The sequence below is a fragment of the Streptacidiphilus albus JL83 genome, assembly GCF_000744705.1.
Lineage (GTDB): Bacteria > Actinomycetota > Actinomycetes > Streptomycetales > Streptomycetaceae > Streptacidiphilus > Streptacidiphilus albus.
In genome coordinates this window covers 1,062,549-1,084,639 of the sequence record NZ_JQML01000001.1, presented here as the reverse complement: position 1 = coordinate 1,084,639, position 22,091 = coordinate 1,062,549, and the positions used below count along the sequence as shown (strand labels likewise).

Annotated in this window: 22 protein-coding genes; 13 read left to right on the top strand and 9 right to left on the bottom strand. The window is 73.5% G+C overall.

The window, feature by feature from the left end; genetic code table 11:
• From BS75_RS04650 to BS75_RS43185, 3 genes are all read right to left on the bottom strand, one after another.
• The gene (locus BS75_RS04650) at positions 1–741 is read right to left on the bottom strand and encodes a DUF899 domain-containing protein (protein ID WP_034087282.1); all 741 of its coding nucleotides are present in this window, start codon (positions 739–741) and stop codon (positions 1–3) included.
• Positions 742–856: 115 nt separating this feature from the next.
• Positions 857–1,189, bottom strand: coding sequence for a hypothetical protein (locus BS75_RS04645; RefSeq protein WP_034087281.1), 333 nt, complete (start codon positions 1,187–1,189; stop codon positions 857–859).
• Between the two features lie 125 nt (positions 1,190–1,314).
• Positions 1,315–2,196 (bottom strand): transglutaminase-like domain-containing protein, encoded by an 882-nt coding sequence (locus tag BS75_RS43185; protein WP_269330730.1) that lies wholly within the window; start codon positions 2,194–2,196, stop codon positions 1,315–1,317.
• A 201-nt stretch (positions 2,197–2,397) separates the two neighbouring features.
• On the opposite strand from BS75_RS43185, the gene BS75_RS04635 reads away from it, so the two are divergent.
• On the top strand, positions 2,398–3,501 hold the full coding sequence (locus BS75_RS04635) for a DUF2332 domain-containing protein (protein ID WP_052069176.1): 1,104 nt from the start codon (positions 2,398–2,400) through the stop codon (positions 3,499–3,501).
• Positions 3,502–3,631: 130 nt separating this feature from the next.
• Positions 3,632–4,855 (top strand): SLC13 family permease, encoded by a 1,224-nt coding sequence (locus BS75_RS04630; RefSeq protein WP_267970530.1) that lies wholly within the window; start codon positions 3,632–3,634, stop codon positions 4,853–4,855.
• Between the two features lie 68 nt (positions 4,856–4,923).
• Here the strand turns inward: BS75_RS04630 and BS75_RS04625 are convergent, their stop codons facing one another.
• The 3 genes from BS75_RS04625 to BS75_RS04615 form a co-directional block, all read right to left on the bottom strand.
• Positions 4,924–6,669, bottom strand: coding sequence for an ABC transporter ATP-binding protein (locus BS75_RS04625; protein WP_034087279.1), 1,746 nt, complete (start codon positions 6,667–6,669; stop codon positions 4,924–4,926).
• Positions 6,666–8,381 carry an ABC transporter transmembrane domain-containing protein gene (locus tag BS75_RS04620; RefSeq protein ID WP_034087278.1) on the bottom strand — a complete coding sequence of 572 codons (1,716 nt, stop codon included), beginning with the start codon at positions 8,379–8,381 and terminating at the stop codon, positions 6,666–6,668. The genes BS75_RS04625 and BS75_RS04620 overlap by 4 nt, the downstream gene beginning before the upstream one ends.
• A gap of 120 nt (positions 8,382–8,501) precedes the next feature.
• Positions 8,502–10,148, bottom strand: a complete 1,647-nt coding sequence (locus tag BS75_RS04615; RefSeq protein ID WP_034092406.1) for an acyl-CoA synthetase — start codon at positions 10,146–10,148, stop codon at positions 8,502–8,504.
• A 153-nt stretch (positions 10,149–10,301) separates the two neighbouring features.
• Between BS75_RS04615 and BS75_RS04610 the strand changes: the two genes are divergently transcribed.
• The 6 genes from BS75_RS04610 to BS75_RS04590 all read left to right on the top strand — a co-directional run bounded on the left by BS75_RS04610 (position 10,302) and on the right by BS75_RS04590 (position 14,947).
• Entirely contained in the window at positions 10,302–11,111 is an 810-nt protein-coding gene (locus BS75_RS04610) for a crotonase/enoyl-CoA hydratase family protein (RefSeq protein ID WP_034087277.1), read from the top strand.
• Positions 11,112–11,166: 55 nt separating this feature from the next.
• Positions 11,167–11,730, top strand: a complete 564-nt coding sequence (locus tag BS75_RS52120; protein ID WP_408022516.1) for a Zn-ribbon domain-containing OB-fold protein — start codon at positions 11,167–11,169, stop codon at positions 11,728–11,730.
• Positions 11,727–12,284 (top strand): Zn-ribbon domain-containing OB-fold protein, encoded by a 558-nt coding sequence (locus BS75_RS52115; RefSeq protein ID WP_169790798.1) that lies wholly within the window; start codon positions 11,727–11,729, stop codon positions 12,282–12,284. The genes BS75_RS52120 and BS75_RS52115 overlap by 4 nt, the downstream gene beginning before the upstream one ends.
• The gene (locus BS75_RS04600; protein ID WP_034087276.1) at positions 12,281–13,378 is read left to right on the top strand and encodes a thiolase domain-containing protein; all 1,098 of its coding nucleotides are present in this window, start codon (positions 12,281–12,283) and stop codon (positions 13,376–13,378) included. The genes BS75_RS52115 and BS75_RS04600 overlap by 4 nt, the downstream gene beginning before the upstream one ends.
• On the top strand, positions 13,375–14,550 hold the full coding sequence (locus tag BS75_RS04595; protein WP_034087275.1) for a thiolase domain-containing protein: 1,176 nt from the start codon (positions 13,375–13,377) through the stop codon (positions 14,548–14,550). The genes BS75_RS04600 and BS75_RS04595 overlap by 4 nt, the downstream gene beginning before the upstream one ends.
• Positions 14,551–14,704: 154 nt before the next feature.
• Positions 14,705–14,947, top strand: a complete 243-nt coding sequence (locus tag BS75_RS04590) for a DUF397 domain-containing protein (RefSeq protein ID WP_042439688.1) — start codon at positions 14,705–14,707, stop codon at positions 14,945–14,947.
• 80 nt (positions 14,948–15,027) lie between these two features.
• Here BS75_RS04590 and BS75_RS04585 read toward each other — a convergent pair whose 3' ends face one another.
• Positions 15,028–15,573: an HAD domain-containing protein gene (locus tag BS75_RS04585; RefSeq protein WP_034087274.1), complete on the bottom strand. Its 546-nt coding sequence runs from the start codon at positions 15,571–15,573 to the stop codon at positions 15,028–15,030.
• A gap of 406 nt (positions 15,574–15,979) precedes the next feature.
• On the opposite strand from BS75_RS04585, the gene BS75_RS04580 reads away from it, so the two are divergent.
• Positions 15,980–16,696, top strand: a complete 717-nt coding sequence (locus tag BS75_RS04580) for a VOC family protein (RefSeq protein ID WP_034087273.1) — start codon at positions 15,980–15,982, stop codon at positions 16,694–16,696.
• Between the two features lie 12 nt (positions 16,697–16,708).
• Here the strand turns inward: BS75_RS04580 and BS75_RS04575 are convergent, their stop codons facing one another.
• Entirely contained in the window at positions 16,709–17,161 is a 453-nt protein-coding gene (locus tag BS75_RS04575) for a GNAT family N-acetyltransferase (RefSeq protein ID WP_034087272.1), read from the bottom strand.
• A 168-nt stretch (positions 17,162–17,329) separates the two neighbouring features.
• Here BS75_RS04575 and BS75_RS04570 point away from each other — a divergent pair, with 168 nt between their 5' ends.
• From BS75_RS04570 to BS75_RS04560, 4 genes are all read left to right on the top strand, one after another.
• The gene (locus BS75_RS04570) at positions 17,330–18,112 is read left to right on the top strand and encodes an SDR family oxidoreductase (RefSeq protein ID WP_034087271.1); all 783 of its coding nucleotides are present in this window, start codon (positions 17,330–17,332) and stop codon (positions 18,110–18,112) included.
• A gap of 92 nt (positions 18,113–18,204) precedes the next feature.
• The gene (locus BS75_RS04565; protein WP_034087270.1) at positions 18,205–19,344 is read left to right on the top strand and encodes a Fic family protein; all 1,140 of its coding nucleotides are present in this window, start codon (positions 18,205–18,207) and stop codon (positions 19,342–19,344) included.
• A 44-nt stretch (positions 19,345–19,388) separates the two neighbouring features.
• Entirely contained in the window at positions 19,389–19,643 is a 255-nt protein-coding gene (locus BS75_RS47815; protein WP_152646091.1) for a hypothetical protein, read from the top strand.
• A gap of 493 nt (positions 19,644–20,136) precedes the next feature.
• Positions 20,137–20,631, top strand: coding sequence for a hypothetical protein (locus BS75_RS04560; RefSeq protein WP_034087269.1), 495 nt, complete (start codon positions 20,137–20,139; stop codon positions 20,629–20,631).
• 188 nt (positions 20,632–20,819) lie between these two features.
• Here the strand turns inward: BS75_RS04560 and BS75_RS04555 are convergent, their stop codons facing one another.
• Complete coding sequence (locus BS75_RS04555; protein WP_081982098.1) at positions 20,820–21,788, bottom strand: phosphotransferase; 969 nt, start codon at positions 21,786–21,788, stop codon at positions 20,820–20,822.
• Positions 21,789–22,091 lie beyond the last annotated feature (303 nt).

The window sequence follows — 22,091 nt, the reverse complement described above, 5'->3', positions numbered from 1 at the left end:
TCAGCTGAAGCTGGGATCGGCGGCGCCGGGGCTGGCGACGCGGCCCTTGGGCTCCTCCCACTCCTCCTGGCGGCCCAGCGCGGTCAGGTCGAGCAGGGCGTAGGCGCCCGGGGCCGCGTTCTCGGTGCCCCGGGCATAGGTCGAGTAGGTGTGGAAGACGGCGTCGCCGTCGCGGAGGAAGCAGCTGTAGCCGGGCTGCTCGTGCGAGCCCTGCCCCAGCCAGCCCTGGCCGGCGTCGGCCAGTTCGAGTGGATCGCGGTAGTTGAAGAACGGCGGGGCCACGGCGTTGTCGATGGTCACGTGGAAGTCGTAGTTGAAGTCGCTGCCGTAGGAGGAGTACCAGGGGAAGGTCCAGGAACGGGCCGCCCGGGTCGCGGCGAGCTTCGCCCACGGCGCGCGGGAGACCCGGACGAACGCGGTGTCGCGGGCCCGGATGTGGGCCAGCAGGGCCGGGGTGGACTCGTCGAGGTCCGCGCTGCACCCGGGGCAGGGGTCCGCCCAGTCCGGAGCGAACATCACATGCTGGACGATCAGCTGGCTGCTGTCGCCGAACAGCTCCCGCAGGGTGGCCGTGCCCTCTTCGCCCGCGAAGGCGTACTCCTGCTCGACCCGCACCATCGGCAGCCGGCGCCGGTCGGCGTTGAGGGCGTCCCGCTGCCGGGTCAGTTCCTTCTCCCTGAGCAGCAGCTCCTTGCGTGCGGCGAGCCACTGTTCGCGGGACACGATCTCGGGGAGCGTCATGGTTCCTCCGTCCGGTGAGGCTCCGTCACCTCAACGCCGTCGTCCGATGTTTCCGACACCGAACGACGCTAGCGGGCACCACTGACAACCGGCCGGGAAGGTCACCGGGCCCCGGTCACCGGGAGGTGCTCGCCCGACCGACCGAGGACCGTTCGCGTCGGCCGATCCGGTACAGCACACCCCCGGCGACCACACCGGCGAAGCCGACCTCGATGCCGGGCAGGGACTGGCGCTGACCGGCCGACTGGCACCTGGAGTACTCCAGGTCCCGGTCGACCTCGTGCGGGGCGCGGTACGCGCCCAGGAACATGGCGACGATCGCGGGGCCGCAGGAGAAGCCGTTGCCGATCTCGCTGGGGCTGCGCACACCGATGCGGCACTGCTGGACGCAGAAGCCGAGAGCGGAAACGACGATCAGGATTCCGGCGATCCGGAACGCGGTCTTCACTCGGTCCTTCGGCTCTCTGTGCGGTGCGGCGCCGGGCGGGGGACTCCCGGGCCATCGGGAGGGAGGACGCCGCCCGCTGCGTTGCGGTTGCCCGGTGCCCGGCCCGGCGTGTCCGCCCGGTCCGGTCAGCGCGTCCGGTCGGGCGCGGGGTCCAGGTCCGTCCAGCCAAAGATACCGGTGGGGGAAAAGCTGCGGACACGCGGTCCGGGGTGCAACCGGGGGTCGGCCGCGTAGCGGTCGGCCAGCTCCCGCTCGGCGGCGGCGTCGCCCGAGTCGGCGGCGAGCAGCAGCCCGGCCACCTCGTCCACCAGCTCGGGAGCCGGTACGCCGTCCGGCCCCTGGGCCATCGCGCCCCAGCTGTCCCAGAGCAGCAGCTCGTCACGGCGGCGGTGGGCGAGCTCCAGCAGCACGTAGTTGTGGACGTACCAGGCACCGCGGAAGGGGGTCTCCGGGGCCAGGCCGTAGCGCTCGATCCGTGCCCCGTCGATCAGGCCCCGGCGGTGGTCCGTCCAGACCCGGGCCGCCGAGCGGAAGCCGCCGACGGACTGCGGCACGTCGACGGGATCGAACGGCCGGTCCGTGGCCGGGTCCAGTTCGGCGTCGACCAGGACCCAGCGCCCGCCGTCCCAGTACTCGGCCACCACATGGTCGCTGTGGAAGCCCGGGTCGAAGTAGCCCACGAAGCCGACCCGGCTGCGGGCCGGTACGCCGCGGTGCCGCAGCGCCGCCACCGTGAGCAGGGTGAAGTCGCGGCAACAGCCGGCGACCCGCCCGGCCCGCGGCCGCGGGCCGCGAGGGGCGCGCCGAAGCGCCGCTGGTCGGCGTCGAGCCGCCGGTCGAGCCGGCGGAGGTCCACCTCGGCCAGCCGCTCGGCGTCGAGTTCGACGCCGCCGGCGCGGTAGTGCACCACCAGGTTGCGCACGACGGCCGTGAGTTCCCGGAGGTCGGTGGGGAGCGCGTCCAGCAGCGCGGCGTGCGGACCGGGGTCGGTCGAGGCGGACTGGCAGGTCCAGGCGCGGAGGTCGGTCATCCGAGACTTCCCTTCGTGTCGTTCTCGGTCATGCGGGCCAGTCTTCACCCTGCCCCCCGAGCAGGGAGAGCCCGGGGCCGGGACGGGGGTCAGTGATCGAGGTCACGGCGCCGACCTGCCGACAGCGGTCCTGGGACGGGTACATGATCAGCAAGAGTCGATCAGTAAGGAGCAGCAGATGGACGGGGCGACAGGCCGGCGGACCGTACCGCAGTCACGTGAGCGGATCGCGCGGATGTTCGAGATCCAGGCTGCGGGCTGCGCGGCCTACGGGGCGGGCCTCTACGGCCTGCTGCTGCGCCGGGCCGCCGACGACATCCGGGCCGGCGGCCCGTGCGCCGAGGCCGTCGCCGGCCACGAGGACGCCCCGGGGCCGGACGCGGTCGCGCTGCGCCTCGCCGGAGCGGTGCACGCGCTGGTGCTCAGCGGTCGCGCGCCGGAGCTGGCCGGGTACTACCCCAGCGCCGGCGGGGCCTGGTCGCCGGAGGTGGCCGAGGAGTGCTGGTCGGCGTTCCGGGCGACCGTCGCCGCCGAACTGCCGTGGGTGCGGTCCTGGATGACCCGACCGCCGCAGACCAACGAGGTCGGCCGGTCCAATCTGCTGATCGCCGGACTGCTGTACGCGGTCACTGCCGCGCCGCTGCCGGTCCGGCTCTTCGAACTGGGGTCCAGCGCGGGCCTCAACCTGCGTCCCGAGCAGCACCGCTACACGGCCGGCGGCTTTGCCTGGGGGCCGGTCGACTCACCGGTCCGGCTCGCCGACGGCTGGACCGGCGGGGCGCCGGGCTGGCTGGTCGAGGCCGCCGCCGCGCACCCGAAGCTGGACGTGGTCGAGCGCCGGGGCTGCGACCTGACCCCGATCGACCCGCTGTCCGAGGCGGGTGCGCTCGCCCTGCGCGCCTACGTCTGGCCGGACCAGTCGGACCGGCTCGACCGGCTGGCGGGCGCGCTGCGGCTCGCGGCCGACCACCCGGCGAGGGTGGAGCCGACCGGCGCCGGCGACTTCCTCGCCGGGATCGACCTGCGTCCGGGGACGCTGACGGTGCTCTGGCACTCGGTGATGCAGCAGTACGTCCCGGCGGAGGAGTGGGCCCGGGTGGAGGCGGAGCTCGACCGGCTGGCGGCCGCGAGCACCCCCGGGGCGGCCTTCGCCCACATCGCCTTCGAGCCCGAGCGGGTCGGCGGACGGTTCCCGTTCCGGCTGAGCGTCCGGGTCGGTTCCGGCGTCCGGGTCCGGCTCGCGGAGGCCTCCGGGCACGGGATACCGGCGACGCCCAGCTGAGGTCCGCAGGCCCGCCGGTCCGGGCCGCGGGGCGGGATGGGATGCTGGGGGGGAGTGGTCGCCGCAGGGCCGCACCCACCCATGGGAAGGTTCCGTCCTGGACGCCGTCGTCGCCGAGATCGTCTCCGTCGTGCTGCTGCTGATGGTGCTGGTGTTCGCCGTCGCCAGGCCGCGCGGCTGGCCGGAGGCCGTGGCGGCGGTTCCGGCGGCCGGTCTGCTGGTGGCGTTCGGCGCGGTGTCGCCGGGCGCGGCCTGGGCGCAGACCCGGACCCTGCTGCCGGTCGTCGGGTTCCTGGCGGCGGTGCTGGTACTGGCCGAGCTGTGTGCGGACGACGGGCTCTTCACCGCCGCCGGCGATCTGGTCGCGCGGACCTGCGGCGGCACCCCGGTCCGGCTGCTGGGCGGCGTGTTCGCGGTCGCCGCGCTCACCACCGCCGTCCTCAGCCTGGACGCCACGGTGGTGCTGCTGACACCGGTGGTCTTCGTCACCGCCGCCCGGACCGGCGCGCGCCCCCGGCCGCACGTCTACGCCACCGCGCACCTCGCCAACTCCGCCTCGCTGCTGCTGCCGGTCTCCAACCTGACCAACCTGCTGGCCTTCACCGCCGCCGGGCTGAGCTTCACCCGGTTCGCGCTGCTGATGGCCCCGGCCTGGCTGCTGGCGATCGGGGTGGAGTACGTCGTGCTGCGCCGCTTCTTCCGGGCCGACCTCTCGGCCCCGGCCGTCCCCCGCCCGGCGACCGAACGGCCTCCGCTGCCGCTGTTCACCCTGCTGGTGCTGGGCGGTACCCTGGCCGGCTTCGGGGTCAGCTCACTGGCCGGGCTCAACCCGGCCTGGGCCGCGCTGGCCGGTGCCCTGGTGCTCGGGGCGCGGGCGCTGCGGCTGCGGCGGACCACCCCGGCCCGGCTGGTGGCCGCGTCCGGGCCGCTGTTCTGCCTCTTCGTGCTGGCACTCGGCATCGTGGTCAAGGCCGTGGTCGACAACGGCATGGGCGGCGCCGTCGGCCGGCTGCTGCCGCACGGCGACGGCCTGCCCGCGCTGCTGGCGGTCGCGGCGGTCGCCGCGCTGCTGGCCAATGTGATCAACAACCTGCCCGCGATCCTGGCGCTGCTGCCGGTGCTCGCCTCCGGCGGCCCCGGACCGGTGCTGGCCGCGCTCATCGGCGTGAACATCGGCCCGAACCTCACCTATGTCGGCTCGTTGGCCACCCTGTTGTGGCGGCGGGTGCTGCGCGAGCACGACGCCGAGCCCGACCTCGGCGAGTTCACCCGGCTCGGCGCGCTGTCGGTGCCGGCCGCGCTGGTCGCCGCCACCGCCGCGCTCTGGGCGATGCTGCACCTGGTCGGGGCTTGAGGCCTGAGGCCTGAGGCCTGAGGCCTGAGGGGCGGAGGAGGCACGGACAGGCCAGGCCCGGGGGGCCGTCAGCCGCCGTGCCAGGAGCGCCAGAGCGCCGCATAGGCGCCGTCGGCGGCGACCAGCTCGTCATGGCTGCCGAGCTCGGCCACCAGCCCCGCCTCCATCACCGCGACCCGGTCCGCGTCATGGGCGGTCTGCAGCCGGTGCGCGATCGCGATCACCGTACGGCCCTTGAGCACGGCGGCCAGCGCGCGTTCCGCGCTGCGGGCCGTCGCCGGGTCGAGCAGGGCGGTGGCCTCGTCCAGGATCAGCGTGTGCGGGTCGGCCAGCACCACCCGGGCCAGCGCCAGCTGCTGGGCCTGCGCGCCGTCCAGCGGGTGGGCGTCACCGCCGACCAGGGTGGAGAGGCCCGCCGACAGTTCGTCGACCCAGTCGGCGCCGACGGCGGCCAGGGCGGCGTGCAGCTCCGCGTCGGCGGCGTCCGGGCGGGCGATCAGCAGGTTGTCCCGCACGGTGTCGTGGAAGACGTGGTGCTCCTGGGTGACCAGCACCACCTGGCGGCGCAGCCGCTCCGGCGCCAGGTCCGCGACCGGGACCCGGCCCACGGTGACCGCGCCCGCCCCCGGCCGGTCGACCCCGGCCAGCAGCCGGCCCAGGGTGGACTTGCCCGCGCCCGAGGGACCGACCACGGCGAGCCGCTCGCCCGGCCGGATGTCCAGGTCGACGCCGTGCAGTACCTCGCGGCCCGTGCCGTAGGCGTAGCGGACGCCGGCCACCTCGATCCGGTCGTCGGCGGGTTCGACCCGGCTCGGCTCCCCGGCCTGCGGCGCGGCGGCCAGGCCCTCGATCCGGGCGTAGGAGGCGCTGCTGCTCTGCAGGTCCTCGACCCAGGTCAGGATCGTGTCCAGGGGACTGACCACCTGCCGCAGGTAGAGCGCGCAGGCGATGACCGCGCCGAGCGAGACCAGTCCGTCGTCGTAGAGGTACCCGCCGACCAGCAGGACGCAGACGACCGGCAGGATGTACGAGATCTCGACGGTCGGGAACAGCACCGTGCGCAGCCACAGGGTGTGCAGCCGGGTCCGGACGGCCGTGGCGATCGCCGCCTCGGACGCCTCGGTCCGGCGCTGCTGCAGCCCGAGCGCCTCGACCGTCCGCGCGCCGCTCGCGGTGGTGGTCAGGACCTCGGCGAGTACCGAGTTGGCCGCGCTCACGGCGAGGTAGCCGGCCCGGGCCCGGCGCAGGTACCAGCGCAGCACGACCGAGATGACGACCAGTGAGGACAGCACGCAGAGGCCGAGCAGCGGGTCGATCACCAGCACCGCGGCGATGATGAACAGGATCTGCACCAGGGCGATGACCACCTCCGGCACGGCGTCGCGCAGCGTCGACGCGACCGTGGTGACGTCGGTGGTGCCCCGGGTGACCAGGTCGCCGCCGACGGCCTGCTCCACGGTGGCGGCCGGCAGCGCCAGGGTGCGGTCGAGGAACCGCTCGCGGATCCGCGCGGCGGTGCGCTCGCCGAAGCGGGAGCCGACGTACAGGGCGTAGCGGCTCAGCACCACCTGGGCCAGCGTGCAGCCGACGATGACCAGGGCCAGCCGGTCCACGGTCGCCACGGCGGCGTGGCCCGGTGCGTTCTTGACGGTGTCGACGATCGAGCCGAGCAGCCACGGGCCGACCAGTCCCGCGCCCGCCGCGAGTGCGTTGAGCAGCAGGATCACCGCGAAGACGGGCCGGTCCGCGCGGATCTCGCCGAGTACGGCCCGGCGGACCAGGGCGGGCCCGGCGACGGGCAGGGCGGCGGTCATCGTTCGGCCTCCTGGTCGGCGTCGCGCGCCACCAGCGCCCGGTAGCCGGGGTCGGTGCGGAGCAGGTCACGGTGGGTGCCGGTGGCCGAGACCCGGCCGTCGACCAGGTGCAGCACCAGGTCCGCCCGGTCCAGCAGCAGCGGCGAGCCGGTGCTGACGACGGTGGTCCGCCCGGTCCGCGCGGCGCGCAGCCCGGCCGCCATCGCGGCCTCGGTGTGGGCGTCGACGGCGGAGGTCGGCTCCACGGCGAGGAGGAACTCCGGTGCCGCGCACAGGGCCCGGGCCAGTCGGAGCCGCTGGCGCTGGCCGCCGGAGAGGTTGCGCGCGTCCGGGGCGATCGCGGAGTCCAGCCCGTCCGGCAGTGCGTCCACGATGTCGGTCGCGGCGGCGGCGCGGATCGCCGCGTCGACGGCCTCGTCGTCCGCGGCGCCGCCCCCGGCGACCAGTTCGCGGACGCTGCCGGCGAAGAGGTCCGCGTCGTTGTCGGCGACCAGGATCCGGGCGCGGACCTGGTCCAGCGCGACCGAGTCCAACCTCAGCCCGCCCCAGGTCGCCTCGGAGCGGGTGAAGCGGCCGAGCCGGTCGACCACCGCCGCGCAGTCGGCGGGCCGGGCGGAGACCAGCGCGGTCAGCAGGCCGGCGGGTATCCCGACGCCGGAGAGCGGGTCGTGCAGCGCGGCCCCGGGCGGCGGGGCGTCCACCGGTTCGGGGCCGTCCCGGTGTTCGGGCTCCAGGACCAGGAAGTCGACCACCCGGCGGGCCGAGACCAGCGCCTTGGCCAGGTCGGAGCCGCCCTGGATGAGGAAGAAGACCGGCACCACCAGGATGGCCACGTAACCGTAGACGGCGACCAGGTCGCCGATGCTGATGGCGCCCTCGGCCGCCATCCGCGCGGCCAGCCAGGTCACCACGGCCAGGAACAGCGCCGGCATCCCGGGACCGATCGCGTCGACCCAGCTGGTCATCGCGCCGACCCGGTAGCCCTGGTCGCGCAGCGCCCGGGAGTCGCGGTGGTAGCGGGCCGCGTGCACCTCCTTGCCACCGAGTCCGCCGAGCACCCGCAGCCCCGACACCACGTCCACCAGCCGCGCGGTCAGCGCGCCCTGCCGCTCGCGGTAGCCGGTGTCGATCCGCTGGACCTGCCGCAGCAGCGGACCGACGGTGAGCCCGATCAACGGCACCCCGGCCAACACCACGGCGGCCAGCAGCGGCGAGATGGCCAGCAGCAGCGCGGCCACCACCAGATAGGCGACGACGGCGCCGAAGCCGGGGCCGACCACCGTCAGCGAGAGCGCGATGGTCTGCACGTCGCTCATCCCGATCGCGACCACCTCACCGGCGGTCACCAGCCGGGTCAGCGCGGCTCCGAGCCGGGTCGCCTGACGCATCGTCACCCGGACGGTACGGAAGGAGGCGTCCATCCGGATCCGGGTCATCGTCCGGTGCCGCATGATGCCGAGCCAGGCGGTGAGCACGCCCACGGCGAACAGCACGGCCACCCAGCCGAGCAGCACACCGGCGTGCCTGGGCCGCAGCCCGTCGTCAATGGCTCGGGAGAGCAGGTAGGGCGGTGCCGCCAGGCTCACCATCCACAGGCTGCCCAGCGTCGCCCCGGCCGCGATCCGCCGGGGCTGGCTCACCACCAGCCACCACAGGAACCGGAGCGGGCTGCGGATGTGCACCGCCTGCGGCGGCTCGAAGGTGTCGGCCATCCCGGCAGTCTAGTGAGCGGTGATCATGGGGCGCCGGGCAATTACCGGGGGGCCGGTGGGCCCGCGGCTCAGGGTCGGGAGGCCGAGCGCGACGACGTCCGGCCGGTTCTCGCGGCCGTGCTACCCGGCCTGGCCGGCCACGGTCTCCGCCCAGCGCATGTCGGGCTTGCCGGTCGGGGTGCGGTGGACCTCGGGGACCAGGTGCAGTCGGCGCGGCAGCTTGTAGCCGGCGATCCGGGTCCGGCAGTGGTCCTGGATCTGCGGCAATGTCAGCCGGTCGGTTCCGGGCCTGAGTTGGACGATGGCGGCGACCGTCTGACCCCAGGTCTCGTCGGGTGCGCCGACCACGACCGTGTCGTAGACGTCCGGGTGCGCCTTGATGGCGGACTCGACCTCCTCCGGGAAGATCTTCTCCCCGCCGGAGTTGATGCAGGACGAGCCCCGTCCCAGCAGGGTGATCCGCCCGTCCTCCTCGCGCCGCGCCCAGTCGCCGGGCACCGCGTAGCGGCGGCCGTCCGGGCCGGTGCGGAAGACCTCGGCGCTCTTCACCGGGTCGCCCAGGTAGCGGAGCGGGACGTTGCCGCGCCGGGCCAGCCGTCCGACGACGCCCGGCGGCAGCGGGTTGAGGTCCTCGTCGACCACCTCGGAGTCCTCGATCGCCCGGGTGGTGACGCTGCCGCCGGCGGTGCCCGCGCTGCCGTCGCCCTGGCTGATCCCGCCCGCGCCGCCCTCGGAGGAGCCGATCGCGTCGCTGAGATAGAGGGTCGGGAAACGCTCCAGGAAGCGCTGCTTGACCGGGGCGGAGAACAGCGCGGCGCTGCTCACCAGGCCGAAGAAGCCGTGCAGGTCGTAGTCGGCGCCGGGCGCGTCCAGCGCCTCGACCAGCGGGCGGCCCATCGCGTCCCCGGTGATCATCACCACGTTCGCCTGCTCCTGGGCCACCAGCTGCCAGACCCGGGCCGGGTCGAAGCGGTCCAGCAGGATCGCCCGGTTGCCCTTGAACAGCTGCTGCATCAGCCCCCACTGGGTCGCGCCGTGCATCAGCGGGGCGATCGGGAAGAAGGTGACCGCGTGGTCGTAGCCGGTGGTCGCGATCTCCTCGGGCGTCGCCATCCGGTGCCCGTTGGTGACGTCGATGCCGCCGCCGAGTGCGAAGAAGACGTCCTCCTGGCGCCAGACCACGCCCTTGGGCAGGCCGGTCGTGCCGCCGGTGAACAGCAGGTAGTGGTCGTCGGGGGAGCGCGGCGCGAAGTCCCGCCGGGGTCCGCCGGAGGCGACCGCCTTCTCGTAGGGGACGGCGGCCAGGGCGGGGGCCGCAGGCGTCTCCTCCGCGCCGCCGTCCGCCGCGCCGCCGTCCTCGATCACGATCAGGTGGCGCAGGCCCGGCAGGCCCGGGACGACCTCGGCCACCTGCTGCGCCCAGCGCTCCTGGTAGACCAGCGCCACCGGTGCGGCCATGCCCAGGAGGTAGGTCAACTCATGCGTCACATAGCGGTAGTTGACATTGACGCAGACCGCGCGGAGCTTGCAGATCGCGAGCAGCGACTCGACCCACTCGGCGCAGTTCAGGGCGTAGACGCCGACCGGGTCGCCGGGGCCGATCCCGGCCTCCTGGAGGTGGTGGGCCAGCCGGTTGGCCCGTTCGTCGAGCTCGGCGAAGGTGCGTCGCTGCACGGCGGGGGCGTCGGCGCGCGCGCAGGTGATCGCCTCGCGCTCCGGAAAGGTGTCAACCGCGTGCTCGAACAGATCGGCCAGGTTGAATTCCATGGGCGGAGAGTAGGAGCGGGCGGCGGAGAACTCCATACATCTCACCCGGGGAAATTGTTCTTGAAACCTCCCTTGTCAACCCACCCCCAAGACTGCAACCTGTTCTAGATCTGACGGTTCGTCAAGTGGCGCCGGTCGCGGGAGGACAGCAGCATGGGCGGTACGGAGCACCTGGGTGTCGAGCGGCAGGGGGCCACGCTGGTCCTCACCCTCAACCGCCCCGAGGCCAAGAACGCGTTCTCGATTCCCATGCTCGTCGGCCTCCACGACGCCTGGATCGAGGCCGACGCCGACGATGCCGTCCGGTCCATCGTGCTCACCGGTGCGGGTGGGGCGTTCTGTGCCGGAATGGACCTCAAGGCGCTGGCGGGCGCCTCCGGCGGATTCGCCGAGACCGATCCCTACCGGGAGCGCCTCGCGGCCGATCCGGACCTGCACTGGAAGGCGATGCTGCGGCACCACCGGCCGCGCAAGCCGGTGATCGCCGCCGTCGAGGGCGTCTGCGTCGCCGGAGGGACCGAGATCCTCCAGGCCACGGACATCCGGGTGGCCGCCGAGTCCGCCAGCTTCGGCCTGTTCGAGGTGCGGCGCGGGCTGTTCCCGGTCGGCGGCTCCACCGTCCGGCTGCCCCGGCAGATCCCGCGCACCCACGCACTGGAGATGCTGCTCACCGGCCGCCGCTACAGTGCGGCCGAGGCCCGCGACATCGGCCTGGTCGGCAGCGTGGTCCCGGACGGGACCGCGCTCAAGCGGGCACTGGAGCTGGCCGAGGCGGTCAACGAGGCCGCGCCGCTGGCCGTCGAGGCGGTCAAGCGCTCGGTCTACGAGTGCGCGGAACTCGGCGAGACGGAGGGCCTGGCCCGGGAGCTGGAGATCGGCTGGCCGGTCTTCGCCACCGAGGACGCCAAGGAGGGCCCGCGCGCCTTCGCCGAGCGCCGAGCGCCGGTCTTCCACCGTCGCTGACCGGTTGTGAGCGATCGTTCCGACCGAGCCGCCGTCACCGAGACGAGGACCCAGAGTGACCACTGTTCCGGACCCCGAACCACCCGCGACCGACGAGGTGCTGAGCGGGCCGCTGATCGTCGAGTTCCCGTTCACCCGTTCCACCGGTCCCGTCATCGGCGCCTTCCTGACCGGGCTGCGCGAGCGCGTCGTCCTCGGCATCCGGGGCAGCGGGGGACGCGTGCTCTGCCCGCCGGCCGAGTACGACCCGGTCACCGCCGCCGAGTTGAGCGAGCTCGTCCGGCTGCCCGACACCGGCACCGTCACCGCCTGGGCGTGGAACGCGCATCCGCGTCCGCAGCAGCCGCTGGACACCCCCTTCGCCTGGGCCCTGGTCCGCTTCGACGGCGCCGACACCGCGCTGCTGCACGCGCTCGACGCGCCGCCGCCGGGATCCGCCGACCCCCGGGCCACCCGCACCGGGCTGCGGGTCCGCGTCCGCTGGGCGGAGCAGCGCAGCGGCGCGATCACCGACATCGCCTGCTTCGAGGCGCTGCCCCAGCCCGAGGCCCAGGCCGGGGCGCAGGTCGGGGCCCAGACCGGGCCTCGGCCCGAGCAGGACGGAGGGCCGAACGCGTGAAGACCATCACCGAACTCCTCGCCGCCGTACCCGAACTGGCCGATGCGGAACCCGTCACCCGGGTCGTCGTCCCGGCCCGGCTGGAGTACAGCTACAGCCCCGGCGCGGCCCAGACCCGATTCCTGCGCGCGCTCACCCGGCGCCGGCTGGTGGCCGAGCGCTGCCCCGTCTGCACCCGGGTGTACATCCCGCCCAGGGGCGTCTGCCCGACCTGCGGGCAGGCCACCACCGACCGCCTGGAACTCCCGCCCACCGGCACCATCACCACCTTCTGCATCGTCAACATCGCCGCGCGCGGCCTCGATGTCGAGGTCCCCTACTGCTACGCCTACGTCCTGCTCGACGGTGCGCATGTCGGCCTGCACGCCCGCATCGGCGGCCTGCCGCACGACCGGGTCCACGTCGGCCAGCGGGTCCGGGTGGTGTGGAACGAGCAGGCCGCGCCGGAGCACCCGGAGGGCGAGCCGCCCGCCCCCAGCCTGGCCGCCATCAGCCACTTCACGCCCACCGGCGAACCCGACGCCGACCCCGAGACCTACCGGAGGTGGATGTGACCACCCGACCGGGGCCCGCAGGCCGCGACATCGCCGTCGTCGCCTTCGCCCAGACCGTCCACCGCCGCAGCACCGACCGGCTCTCCGAGGTCGAGCTGGTCATGCCGGTCGTCCAGGACGTGCTCAAGCAGACCGGGCTGACCGCCGACCGGATCGGCTTCACCTGCTCCGGCAGCAGCGACTACCTGGCCGGACGCGCCTTCTCCTTCACCATGGCGCTGGACGGCGTCGGCGCCTGGCCGCCGATCTCCGAGTCCCACGTCGAGATGGACGGTGCCTGGGCGCTGTACGAGGCGTGGGTCAAACTGCGCACCGGGCAGGCCGACACCGCCCTCGTCTACTCCTACGGCAAGTCCTCGCCCGGCAGCGTCCGCGACGTGCTGACCCGGCAGCTGGACCCCTACACCCTCGCCCCGCTCTGGCCGGACGCGATCGCTCTGGCCGCGCTGCAGGCCCAGGCACTGGTGGAGGCCGGCCTCGCCGACGAGCGCGACTTCGCCGACACGGCGGTCCGCAGCCGCCGCGCCGCCGCCGACAACCCGCATGCCCAACTGCGAGGCAGCGCCGGGGCGGAGGAACTGCTGCGGCAGCCCTACGAGCTGCAGCCGCTGCGCCGGCACGACTGTCCGCCGATCAGCGACGGGGCCGCCGCGGTGATCCTCGCGGTCGGCGACGCGGCCCGCGCGCTGCACCCGCGTCCGGCCTGGATCCGGGGCATCGACCACCGGATCGAGGCGCACCAGCCCGGCTCGCGGGATCTGACCGAGTCGCCGTCCACCCGGCTGGCGGCGATCCACGCCGGGGCCTTCGAGGCCGGGGCGTCCGGCGCGCCGATCGACACCGCCGAACTGCACGCGCCCTTCGGCCCGCAGGAGCTGATCCTGCGCCGGGCGCTGGACCTGAACAGCGGGGTCGCGGTCAACCCGTCCGGCGGCGCGCTCGCCGCCAACCCGGTGATGGCGGCCGGGCTGCTCCGGATCGGCGAGGCCGCCGCCCGGATCCACCGGGGCGAGTCCCGGCGGGCACTGGCCCACGCCACCTCGGGCCCGTGCCTCCAGCAGAACCTGGTGGCGGTACTGGAGGGAGACCAGTGAGCAGAACCGGGCAGGAGCCGGTCGCGGTCGTCGGCATCGGTCAGACCAAGCACGTCTCGGCGCGCAAGGACGTCTCCATCGCCGGGCTGGTGCGCGAGGCAGCCGCCCGTGCCCTGGCCGACGCCGAACTGGACTGGGCCGACATCGACGCCGTGGTCCTGGGCAAGGCCCCGGACTTCTTCGAGGGCGTGATGATGCCCGAGCTGTACCTCGCCGAGGCCCTGGGCGCGGTCGGCAAGCCGATGCTGCGGGTGCACACCGCCGGGTCGGTCGGCGGCTCGACCGCGCTGGTCGCCGCCAACCTGGTCGCCGCCCGGGTGCACGGGACGGTGCTCACCGTCGCCTTCGAGAAGCAGTCGGAGTCCAACGCGATGTGGGGACTGTCACTGCCGGTGCCGTTCCAGGCCCCGCTGACGGCGGGGGCGGGAGGATTCTTCGCACCCCATGTCCGCGCCTACATGCGCCGGACCGGCGCGCCGGACCACATCGGTTCGCTGGTCGCGTTCAAGGACCGGCGCAATGCGCTGCGCAACCCGTACGCCCACCTCCACGAGCACGGGCTGACGCTGGAGCAGGTGCGCTCCGCGCCGATGCTCTGGGACCCGATCCGCTACTCGGAGACCTGCCCCTCCTCGGACGGTGCCTGCGCCATGGTGCTCACCGGCACGGCCGGCGCGGCGCGGGCCCCGCACCGGCCGGCCTGGATGCACGGCGGCGCGATGCGCAGCGAGCCGACCATCTTCGCCGGGAAGGACTACGTCAGTCCGCAGGCCGGGAAGGACTGTGCCGCCGACGTCTACCACCAGGCCGGCGTCACCGATCCGCGCCGGCGGATCGACGTGGTCGAGATGTACGTGCCCTTCTCCTGGTACGAGCCGATGTGGCTGGAGAACCTGGGCTTCGCGGCCGAGGGCGAGGGCTGGAAGCTGGTGGAGTCCGGGGTCACCGAGATGGACGGCGACCTGCCGGTCAACCCCTCGGGCGGCGTGCTGTCCAGCAACCCGATCGGGGCTTCCGGCATGCTCCGCTTCGCCGAGGCGGCGCTCCAGGTGCGGGGGCGCGCCGGTGAGCACCAGGTGGACGGGGCGCGGCTGGCGCTGGGTCACGCCTACGGCGGTGGGGCGCAGTTCTTCTCGATGTGGCTGGTCGGCGCGGACCGTCCGGACCGGTGACGGGGGGCGCACGATTTACTCGTCGCAGTGCATCCTGTCAAACCACTCCTCCGGGCCCGGCCCGGGACGTTACAGTCGGATCACAGGACGGGAGGAGTTCGACGTGGCTAGCGACGCATTCTTTGGTGACTTCGGTAACGGCCCCGGGGGCGGTGTGCTCACCCAGCGCGGCCCGCTGGAGCAGGGATTCGACGGCAAGAAACCGCAACTCGACCTGACCGAGGCCGAATGGCTGTCCAGCAGCCAGGGGGTCGGCGACGTGCAGATCGCCTTCGTGGAGGGCTACATCGCGATGCGGGACGGGCGCAGCCCGGACGGACCGGCGCTGATCTTCACCCCGGCGGAGTGGCGCGCCTTCGTCCTCGGCGCCCGTGACGGCGAGTTCGACCTGACCTGACCCCACCCGCATGCCCCGATCCGGACCCGGCACCGCTCACAGCAGCGGCGCCGGGGCCGGATCGGGGCATGCGCTACCCGCTACCCGCCTGCGCGCAGCCATGCGCCGAGGGCGGCGAAGTCAGTGTCGGTGAGGCCCCGGCGCGGATCGACCCGGTGCAGCAGCGCCCGACCGCCGTGGTGCGCAGCCACCCAGGCGCGATCGGTGTCCGAGATCTCGTCGTCGACCCAGGCGAAGGCGCGGCCGGCGGCCCACTCCACCAGCGCGCGGGTCTTCCAGTGCAGGCCGTCCCGCGCGTCCGGCTCGTCCCGTTCATCCCGGTCCGACGGCTCCGGCCAGTCCACCACGGCCAACTGCTCCAGGCCGAGCAGCGGTGCGATGCACTCGTTGGCGTCGGCCATCCAGGTCGTGGCCCACACCAGTTCGCACGGCAGCGCCGCCAACCGGCGCCCGTGGTCGGGGTTGATCCGCGCCAGCAGCGGATTCGCCTCGGCCCCCTGGGTCCTCTCGGCCCCTTGGGGATGGGTCGGGTACCCGTCCGGAAGCTCTTCCGACGTGGCCCCGAAGGGGATGAGCGGTCCGTCGACATCGAGGAACAGGATCGGAAGCTGCGCAGTACCGGTCATCACCGCACCATAGCGGCGCTTGCTCGGCCGACCGGTGACCCGCTTCGGCCAACCCCGACTACCCGTCCCTCGACCTCGACCGGTGAGGCTCGTCGGGGCACTGGCCGGCTCATCGGCTGCGCCGGTCCCGCTGGTGCAGCGGCGAGTCGGCCGGGAACACGTCCCACGGGCCGAACTCGGCCCGGACGCGCGCGGAGACCTCGCGCGCCCCGTACCAGCCGAAAGGCAGGAAGCTTGCCGGGCCGCCCTCGCACTGCCGGACGGCGACGACGCGCTCCCTGATCCACTGCTCGGCGGCTCCCGCCGTGGACCGTACCTGCCTCGGGTGGGCGGTCTACGCTGTGGGCGCGCCGCGCGCCGCGCGCGATGGTGCGGTGGACGCCGGGTTGTACAAAGGGAGTCGGACGTGTCGACGAGGCTGAGCGCGGTGGTGGTCGAGGCGCTGGATCCGGCCGCTCAGGCGGAGTTCTGGGCGGCGGCGCTGGACTGGAGCCTGGCTGAACCTGGGCTGCCGGGGGGTGCGTTGGCCATCGGCCCCGGGGATCCGGACGGTGTCCGGCTGCTGTTCGTGCAGACGACCGTGCCGAAGGCCGACAAGAACCGGCTGCACCTGGACCTGGCCTCCGGCCCGGACCAGGCGGCCGAGGTGGCCCGGCTGCTCGCCCTCGGCGCGGTCCGTGCGGACATCGGCCAGGGCGCGGTGCCGTGGGAGGTGCTGGCCGACCCCGAGGGGAACGAGCTCTGCGTCCTGCCACGTCCGGACGCCGAGGAGCACCTTGCCGCGATCTGCCAGGACGCCGCCGACGTGGCCGTCCAGGGTGCGTTCTGGCAGGCGGCGACGGGATGGCAGGTCACCGACCGCGGGGCCTGGGGGATCGCGTTGCGGCACCCGTCCGGCAGCGGTCCGCAGCTGGTCATGGGCCCGCCGGTGGCGTCCGGTCCGGGCCGCAACCGGCTGCGCTTCGCCGTCTCCGCGGCTGGTGCGGGCGACGATCCCGCGATCGAAAGGGCCCGGCTGCTGGCGGCCGGCGCAACCGGGCCGGCTCACGAGCCGGACGGGTCCCAGGAGCAGCTGCTGCTCACCGACCCCGAGGGCAACGCCTTCCAGCTCGCCCGGACCTGACGGCCCCTCCGACTAACCGGGCGGTCGCTGGAGGAGCTGCCGGGACGACTCGAATCCCAGCCGCTGGTACACCGGCACCGCCCTACGGCCGGAGTGGACCGTCACGCGAAGGGATCCGAGGTGTTCCGCATGCTGTGAAGCTGCCTCCACCAGGGCTGAGCCGATTCCCCGGCCCCGCTGTTCCGGCATGACGAAGACGCTCTGGATGTCGGCAGACAGCCGACCTGTCGCTCCCGGCCTCGCCACGCGTGGGACGAGCGCGACCCAGGCCATGCCGACGATCTCGGGTGGGAGGAGTCGGGCCACGAAGGCCAGGTGCGAGTGCTGGTGGGGAGCCCACCACTCGGCGAGCTCCGCTGCGAAGGCGTCAACGGACTGCTGGGTCGGCTCCTCTTTGTGGGTGTCCAGCCACAGCAGCCGGGCCAGAACTGCAACGTCGTCGGCCTGCGCCTGGCTGATCCTCACAAGGTGAGTCTATCGACGCGGTGGCTGAAGGCTCGGTCGGATCATGGTGCGCCGTCGGTGCTCGGGCGGTGCGCGGGCGGTGCGTGGGTGGTCAGCGGGTGCGGCCAGGGTCATGAGTGACGGGTCCGGCGCCGAGAGCGGGGCCTGCTTCGACCTTGGGAGACCGAGATGGCTGGACTGACGGGCAGGACCGCGCTGGTGACGGGGGCGTCGCGGGGGATCGGCCGGGCGATCGCCCGGCGGCTGGCGGCGGACGGGGCGCTGGTCGCCGTGCACTACGGGAGCGACCGGGACGCCGCGCTCGCCGTGGTCGCGGAGATCGGACAGGCCGGCGGCCGGGCCTTCGCGGTCGGAGCGGACCTGGGCGCGGACGACGGTGTGGACACCCTCTTCGCCGCGCTGGCGGTGGACCTGCGCGAGCGGGTCGGTGAGCTGCGGCTCGACATCGTCGTCAACAACGCGGCGATCGGGGGTCGGGCGGGGGCGATCGACACGGCCACGCCGGCCGAGTTCGACCGGGTCTTCGCGGTCAACGTCCGCGCGCCGTTCTTCATCGTCCAGCGCGCGCTGCCGCTGCTGCCCGAGGGCGGTCGGATCGTCAACATCTCCTCCGCCGACACCCGGATCGCCATCAGCTCCGAGCTGGCCTACACCATGACCAAGGGCGCGCTCAACGCCATGGGCCGGACGCTGGCCAATGCCGTCGGGGTGCGCGGGATCACGGTGAACACGGTCGCGCCGGGCGTCACCGACACCGGCAAGCTGGGCTGGCTGCAGGGCGGTCCGGAGCTGCTGGCCGCGACCAACGCGGCCACCGCGCTGGATCGGGTCGGTCGGCCCGAGGACATCGCCGACGTGGTCGCGTTCCTGGCCTCCGACGACGCCCGCTGGGTCACCGGCCACCTGCTGGACGCCAGCGGCGGCATGTTCCTCGGCCCCCGGATGCCGTGACGGGGTCTCGTGCGCCCGCGTCGGCCGACACAGCACCGGCATTCGGCGGCACGGGCTGCCCCTCGGCCCTACATGTGTCGTAGGGTCGAGGGATGCTGTTCACGACCCCGGATCTGGCGTCCGCCGACCTCCGCGTCATCGAGGAGATCGAGGCGCTGCGTACCGAGCTCCGCCACCTCCTCTCCGAACCGCGTCGATGGGAAGGACAGCTGCGCCGGTCCCTGACGGCTGCGGCGGTACGCGGTTCGACGCGTATCGAGGGGTACAGCATCAGCGCGGAGGATGCCGAAGCCCTGATGACCGGCGGTGATGTCTCCGCCGACACCGACGATGCGACCCGCGACGCGGTCACCGGCTACCGGGACGCACTCAGCTACATCGAGCGGGCGGCGGGTTTCCGGATCTTCTCCTGGGACCACACCCTGTTGTCCGCGCTGCACTTCATGATGGTGCGGGCGGACGACACGGTCCATCCAGGTGAGTACCGCACCCAAGGAGTGTGGGTGTCGGGCGGTCCGAACCGGCCCCCGGTCTACAGCGCCCCGGACCCCGAGCAGGTGCCGGCGCTGATGGGGGAGTTGGTCCAGTGGCTGGCCGAGGGGGACCGTGAGTCGCCAGCGCTGATCCGTGCCTCCATGGCTCATCTGAACCTCGTCTCCATCCACCCCTGGCGGGACGGCAACGGCCGGATGTCCAGGGCGATCCACACCCTTGTCCTCGCCCGGGAGGGCGTCCTCGCGCCCGAGTTCTCCAGCATTGAGGAGTGGCTGGGTGCGGACGACTTCAACACCCGCGAGTACTACGCCGCGCTGCGTGGGGTTCAGGCGGGCTCCTGGCAGCCGCAGCGGGAGGCGCATGCCTGGATCAGGTTCTGTCTGACCGCACACCATCTCCAGGCCCAGGAGGTGCAGCGCCGTTTCGAGGCCGCATCCCGGCTCTGGTTCGCACTTGAGGGCATCGCAGGACAGCACCGCCTCGACGAGCGGACCGTCTCCGCCCTCTACGCTGCGGCCCACGGGCACCTGCGCCGTACCGGCTACCAGGCCGAGGAAGTGCTCACCCGCGACCAGGCCCTGGCCGACTTGCGGAGCCTGCGGCGGCTGGAGCTCATCGAACCGGTGGGCCACGCCCGCACCCAGCGTTATGTCGGCGGTCCTGCCCTCCGCCGGGTCCGCGCCGAGGTCGACACCGCCGTCCACGCCGCCCTCTACCGTGAGCCCTACGCAGGGTGAGCCGTGACGGCGATGCCCCGGCCGCAGTGGTCGAGTAGCCGGCCGTGCCCGGCACCAGCAGCGCCGAGTCGGGCCAGCTGGCGCCGTCGTCGGTGCTCAGCCGGACGGTCGGGTTCACCCGGGAGGTCGTGCCGTCGTTGGTGCCGCGCATGACCTGGGTGACCGTGCCGGTGCCGCGCTGGATCGCCTTGCTCTCGTTGACGTCGGTCGCGCGATCACCCACCCGACCACGCTCATCCGCCGGTTCGCCGAGCGGCGCGGCGCCGCCGGTGGCTGACGGCCGGGCAGATGGCAGATGAACAAAGGGAGTTGGCGAGGGACGTCGGGTCCGGCGAATGTGGGCGAGATCACCTCGCCCGGAGCCCCGGTGGTGGGCCCAGTGGCCCCGAAAAGCAGCGAGCGCCGCGTCGACCACCCCCACGGGGTCGACACGGCGCCGCCGTTCGGTCCGCACCTTCACACGCCCCCACGCGGCGAAGATAAGCGGACCCGCCCGCAGGACCGTCCAGCGGTGGTCCCGTGAGCGTGCCATTAGGTTACGTACAAAAGGGGAATGAGCGCGCCGGAACAGTGCACAGCCGCGCAGTGAGAATGGTGTCAGCGACAGACGGCGGAAGCCACGTGCTGCAGGTCGATGTGACCTCTGCTCGTGAGCCGCGTTGATCTCTCCATGTCGCCGACCGTATTCGGAACGTGATGAGCCCGTCAACTCGCCGTCTCGCAGGGTGGACACACCGTCCGCCGCCGACGGCGGCGCGCAGACGCGCGCGAGGGGCCACGTACGATGTGCGCATGGCCTTTCTTCGCCGCCGCTCCGGCACACCCACAGGTCCGGACTTCGACGTACTCGCGATGGACCCGGGCGACTGGCCCGGCGACTTCGGGGCGGCCCTGCTGGCCGATCCGGAGGACGGCAGCTGCCAGGGGATCTTCCTGCGCTACGACCTGCTCGGCGGGCGCGGCCCGTCGATGCTGATCGGAAACCTGCGGGCGGGCTCACCGGCCCGCACCCCCGACGACGGCGTGCCCTTCGAGGTCCGCCAGCTGCTGGCGGCCATCGGCAACGACGAACCGGTGGGGGTCGTCGACACCGAGGACTTTCCGGTGATGCTGCGCGACGACCTGCTGATCGTGAAGAAGGTCAAGCTCTCGGAGAGCCGCGTGGCCTGCGTGCAGTTCGGGAGCAGCGACGACATCCAGGTCACCGTGGCCACCTGGGACCGGCCCATCACCGAGGACCTCTACCAGCTGCTCAAGCCGCTTCCCGCGGACATGTTCCGTACCTGAGGCTTGTGTACCTGAGGCTTCTCTGCCTGAGGCTTCCGTACCTGGGACTTTCGTACCAGCGATTTTCGTACCGGCGACGGCATCGAGCCGTACCTGAGCCCGGCTTTCCGAGCGACCCCCCGGTCTGCTCGGTCCCCGGTCGGGCCCAGGGCCGTACGTTCAGGCCCTCTCCCTCCGGGAGGCGCGCGTCAGCGCGTCCCCACGGCCGCGCGGACCGCGCGTCGGGCCATGGCCGCGTCCTCGTGGAGTCGGCGGACCAGTATCCGCTGCTCCTCCCCGGCGCCGGGGTGGTCGTGGGTGCGGATCTCGCGCATCAGCACCAGCAGCAGGTTGACCAGGAAGGCGTCCCGGGGCAGCGTCCCGGACGCCTGGGCGACCTGGCTGATCTGCCGCCGCGCGGCGGTGTCGCCGGACAGCACGGTCCACAGCAGCGCCAGGTCGTAGCCGGGCAGGTACCAGCCGGCGTGCTCCCAGTCGACCAGGACCGGGCCCGAGGGCGCCAGCATCACATTGGTCAGCAGCGCGTCCCCGTGACAGAACTGCAGCGGGGTGGTCGCCAGTCCGTGCAGCAACTGCTGCAGGTCGCTGGCGTCCCGGTCGGTCAGCAGCCCGAGCGCGTGGTAGCGGGCCACCTCACGGACGCTGTTGACCGGGGCGTCGAAGGTCCCCACCGGGGGACGCCACAGGTTGAGCGAGCGCACCGCACCCAGGATCGCCCGGACCTCGCCCGGGGCCGGGGTGTTGACGGGGTGTCGCTCGCGCGCCGCCGGACGCCCCGGCACCCGCTCCATCAACAGCACGCAGCGCTCGGTGTCGGCCGCGACCAGTTTCGGCAGCCGGGCCGGCGGGCGGGTCCGGACGAAGGCCCGGTAGGCCGCGACCTCGCGGCGGAAGAGATCGGCGTTCTGCAGCGCGGTGCGGGTCGCCTGGCGGGCCTGGCCGCCGGGCTGGGCCAGGCACTTGGCGACCACCGGGGTCCGCCCGGCGGTGCCGGCCACCAGGATGTGGCGCTCGTCCTCCTGGATCAGCTGGCGCGGGGTGAACGCGGGGCATATCCGCGTGATGTTGGCCAGCGCGGCCCGCAGCGCGGGGGAGCGCTCCGCCGGTCCGTCGATGACCGGTCCGCCGTGGACGCCGGCGCCCTGCGGCAGCACCATCCGGCGGGCTGCGGGCTGCCCCGGCTGAGCGACCGGCCGGGCCGGCAACTGGCGCAGCGGCTGGCCGTAGGACTCGCGCGGCCGGGCCTCGGGCCGCCCCTCGGTCCGGGGGGTGGCGTGGGGGTGGCGTGGGCGGCGGCGCCCCGGGGGTCGCTGCGCGGCTCGGTCCCGGGCGCCGGGCGGCGGTAGGGGGTGCCGGTCCGTCCGGCAGGCGCGGTGACGGGGCTGATTGAGGGAGAGTACATGGGGTGTTCCTGATCCCTTCCTGACGTTCTGCCGCCGGCGGGGCCTGGTGACCCGCCG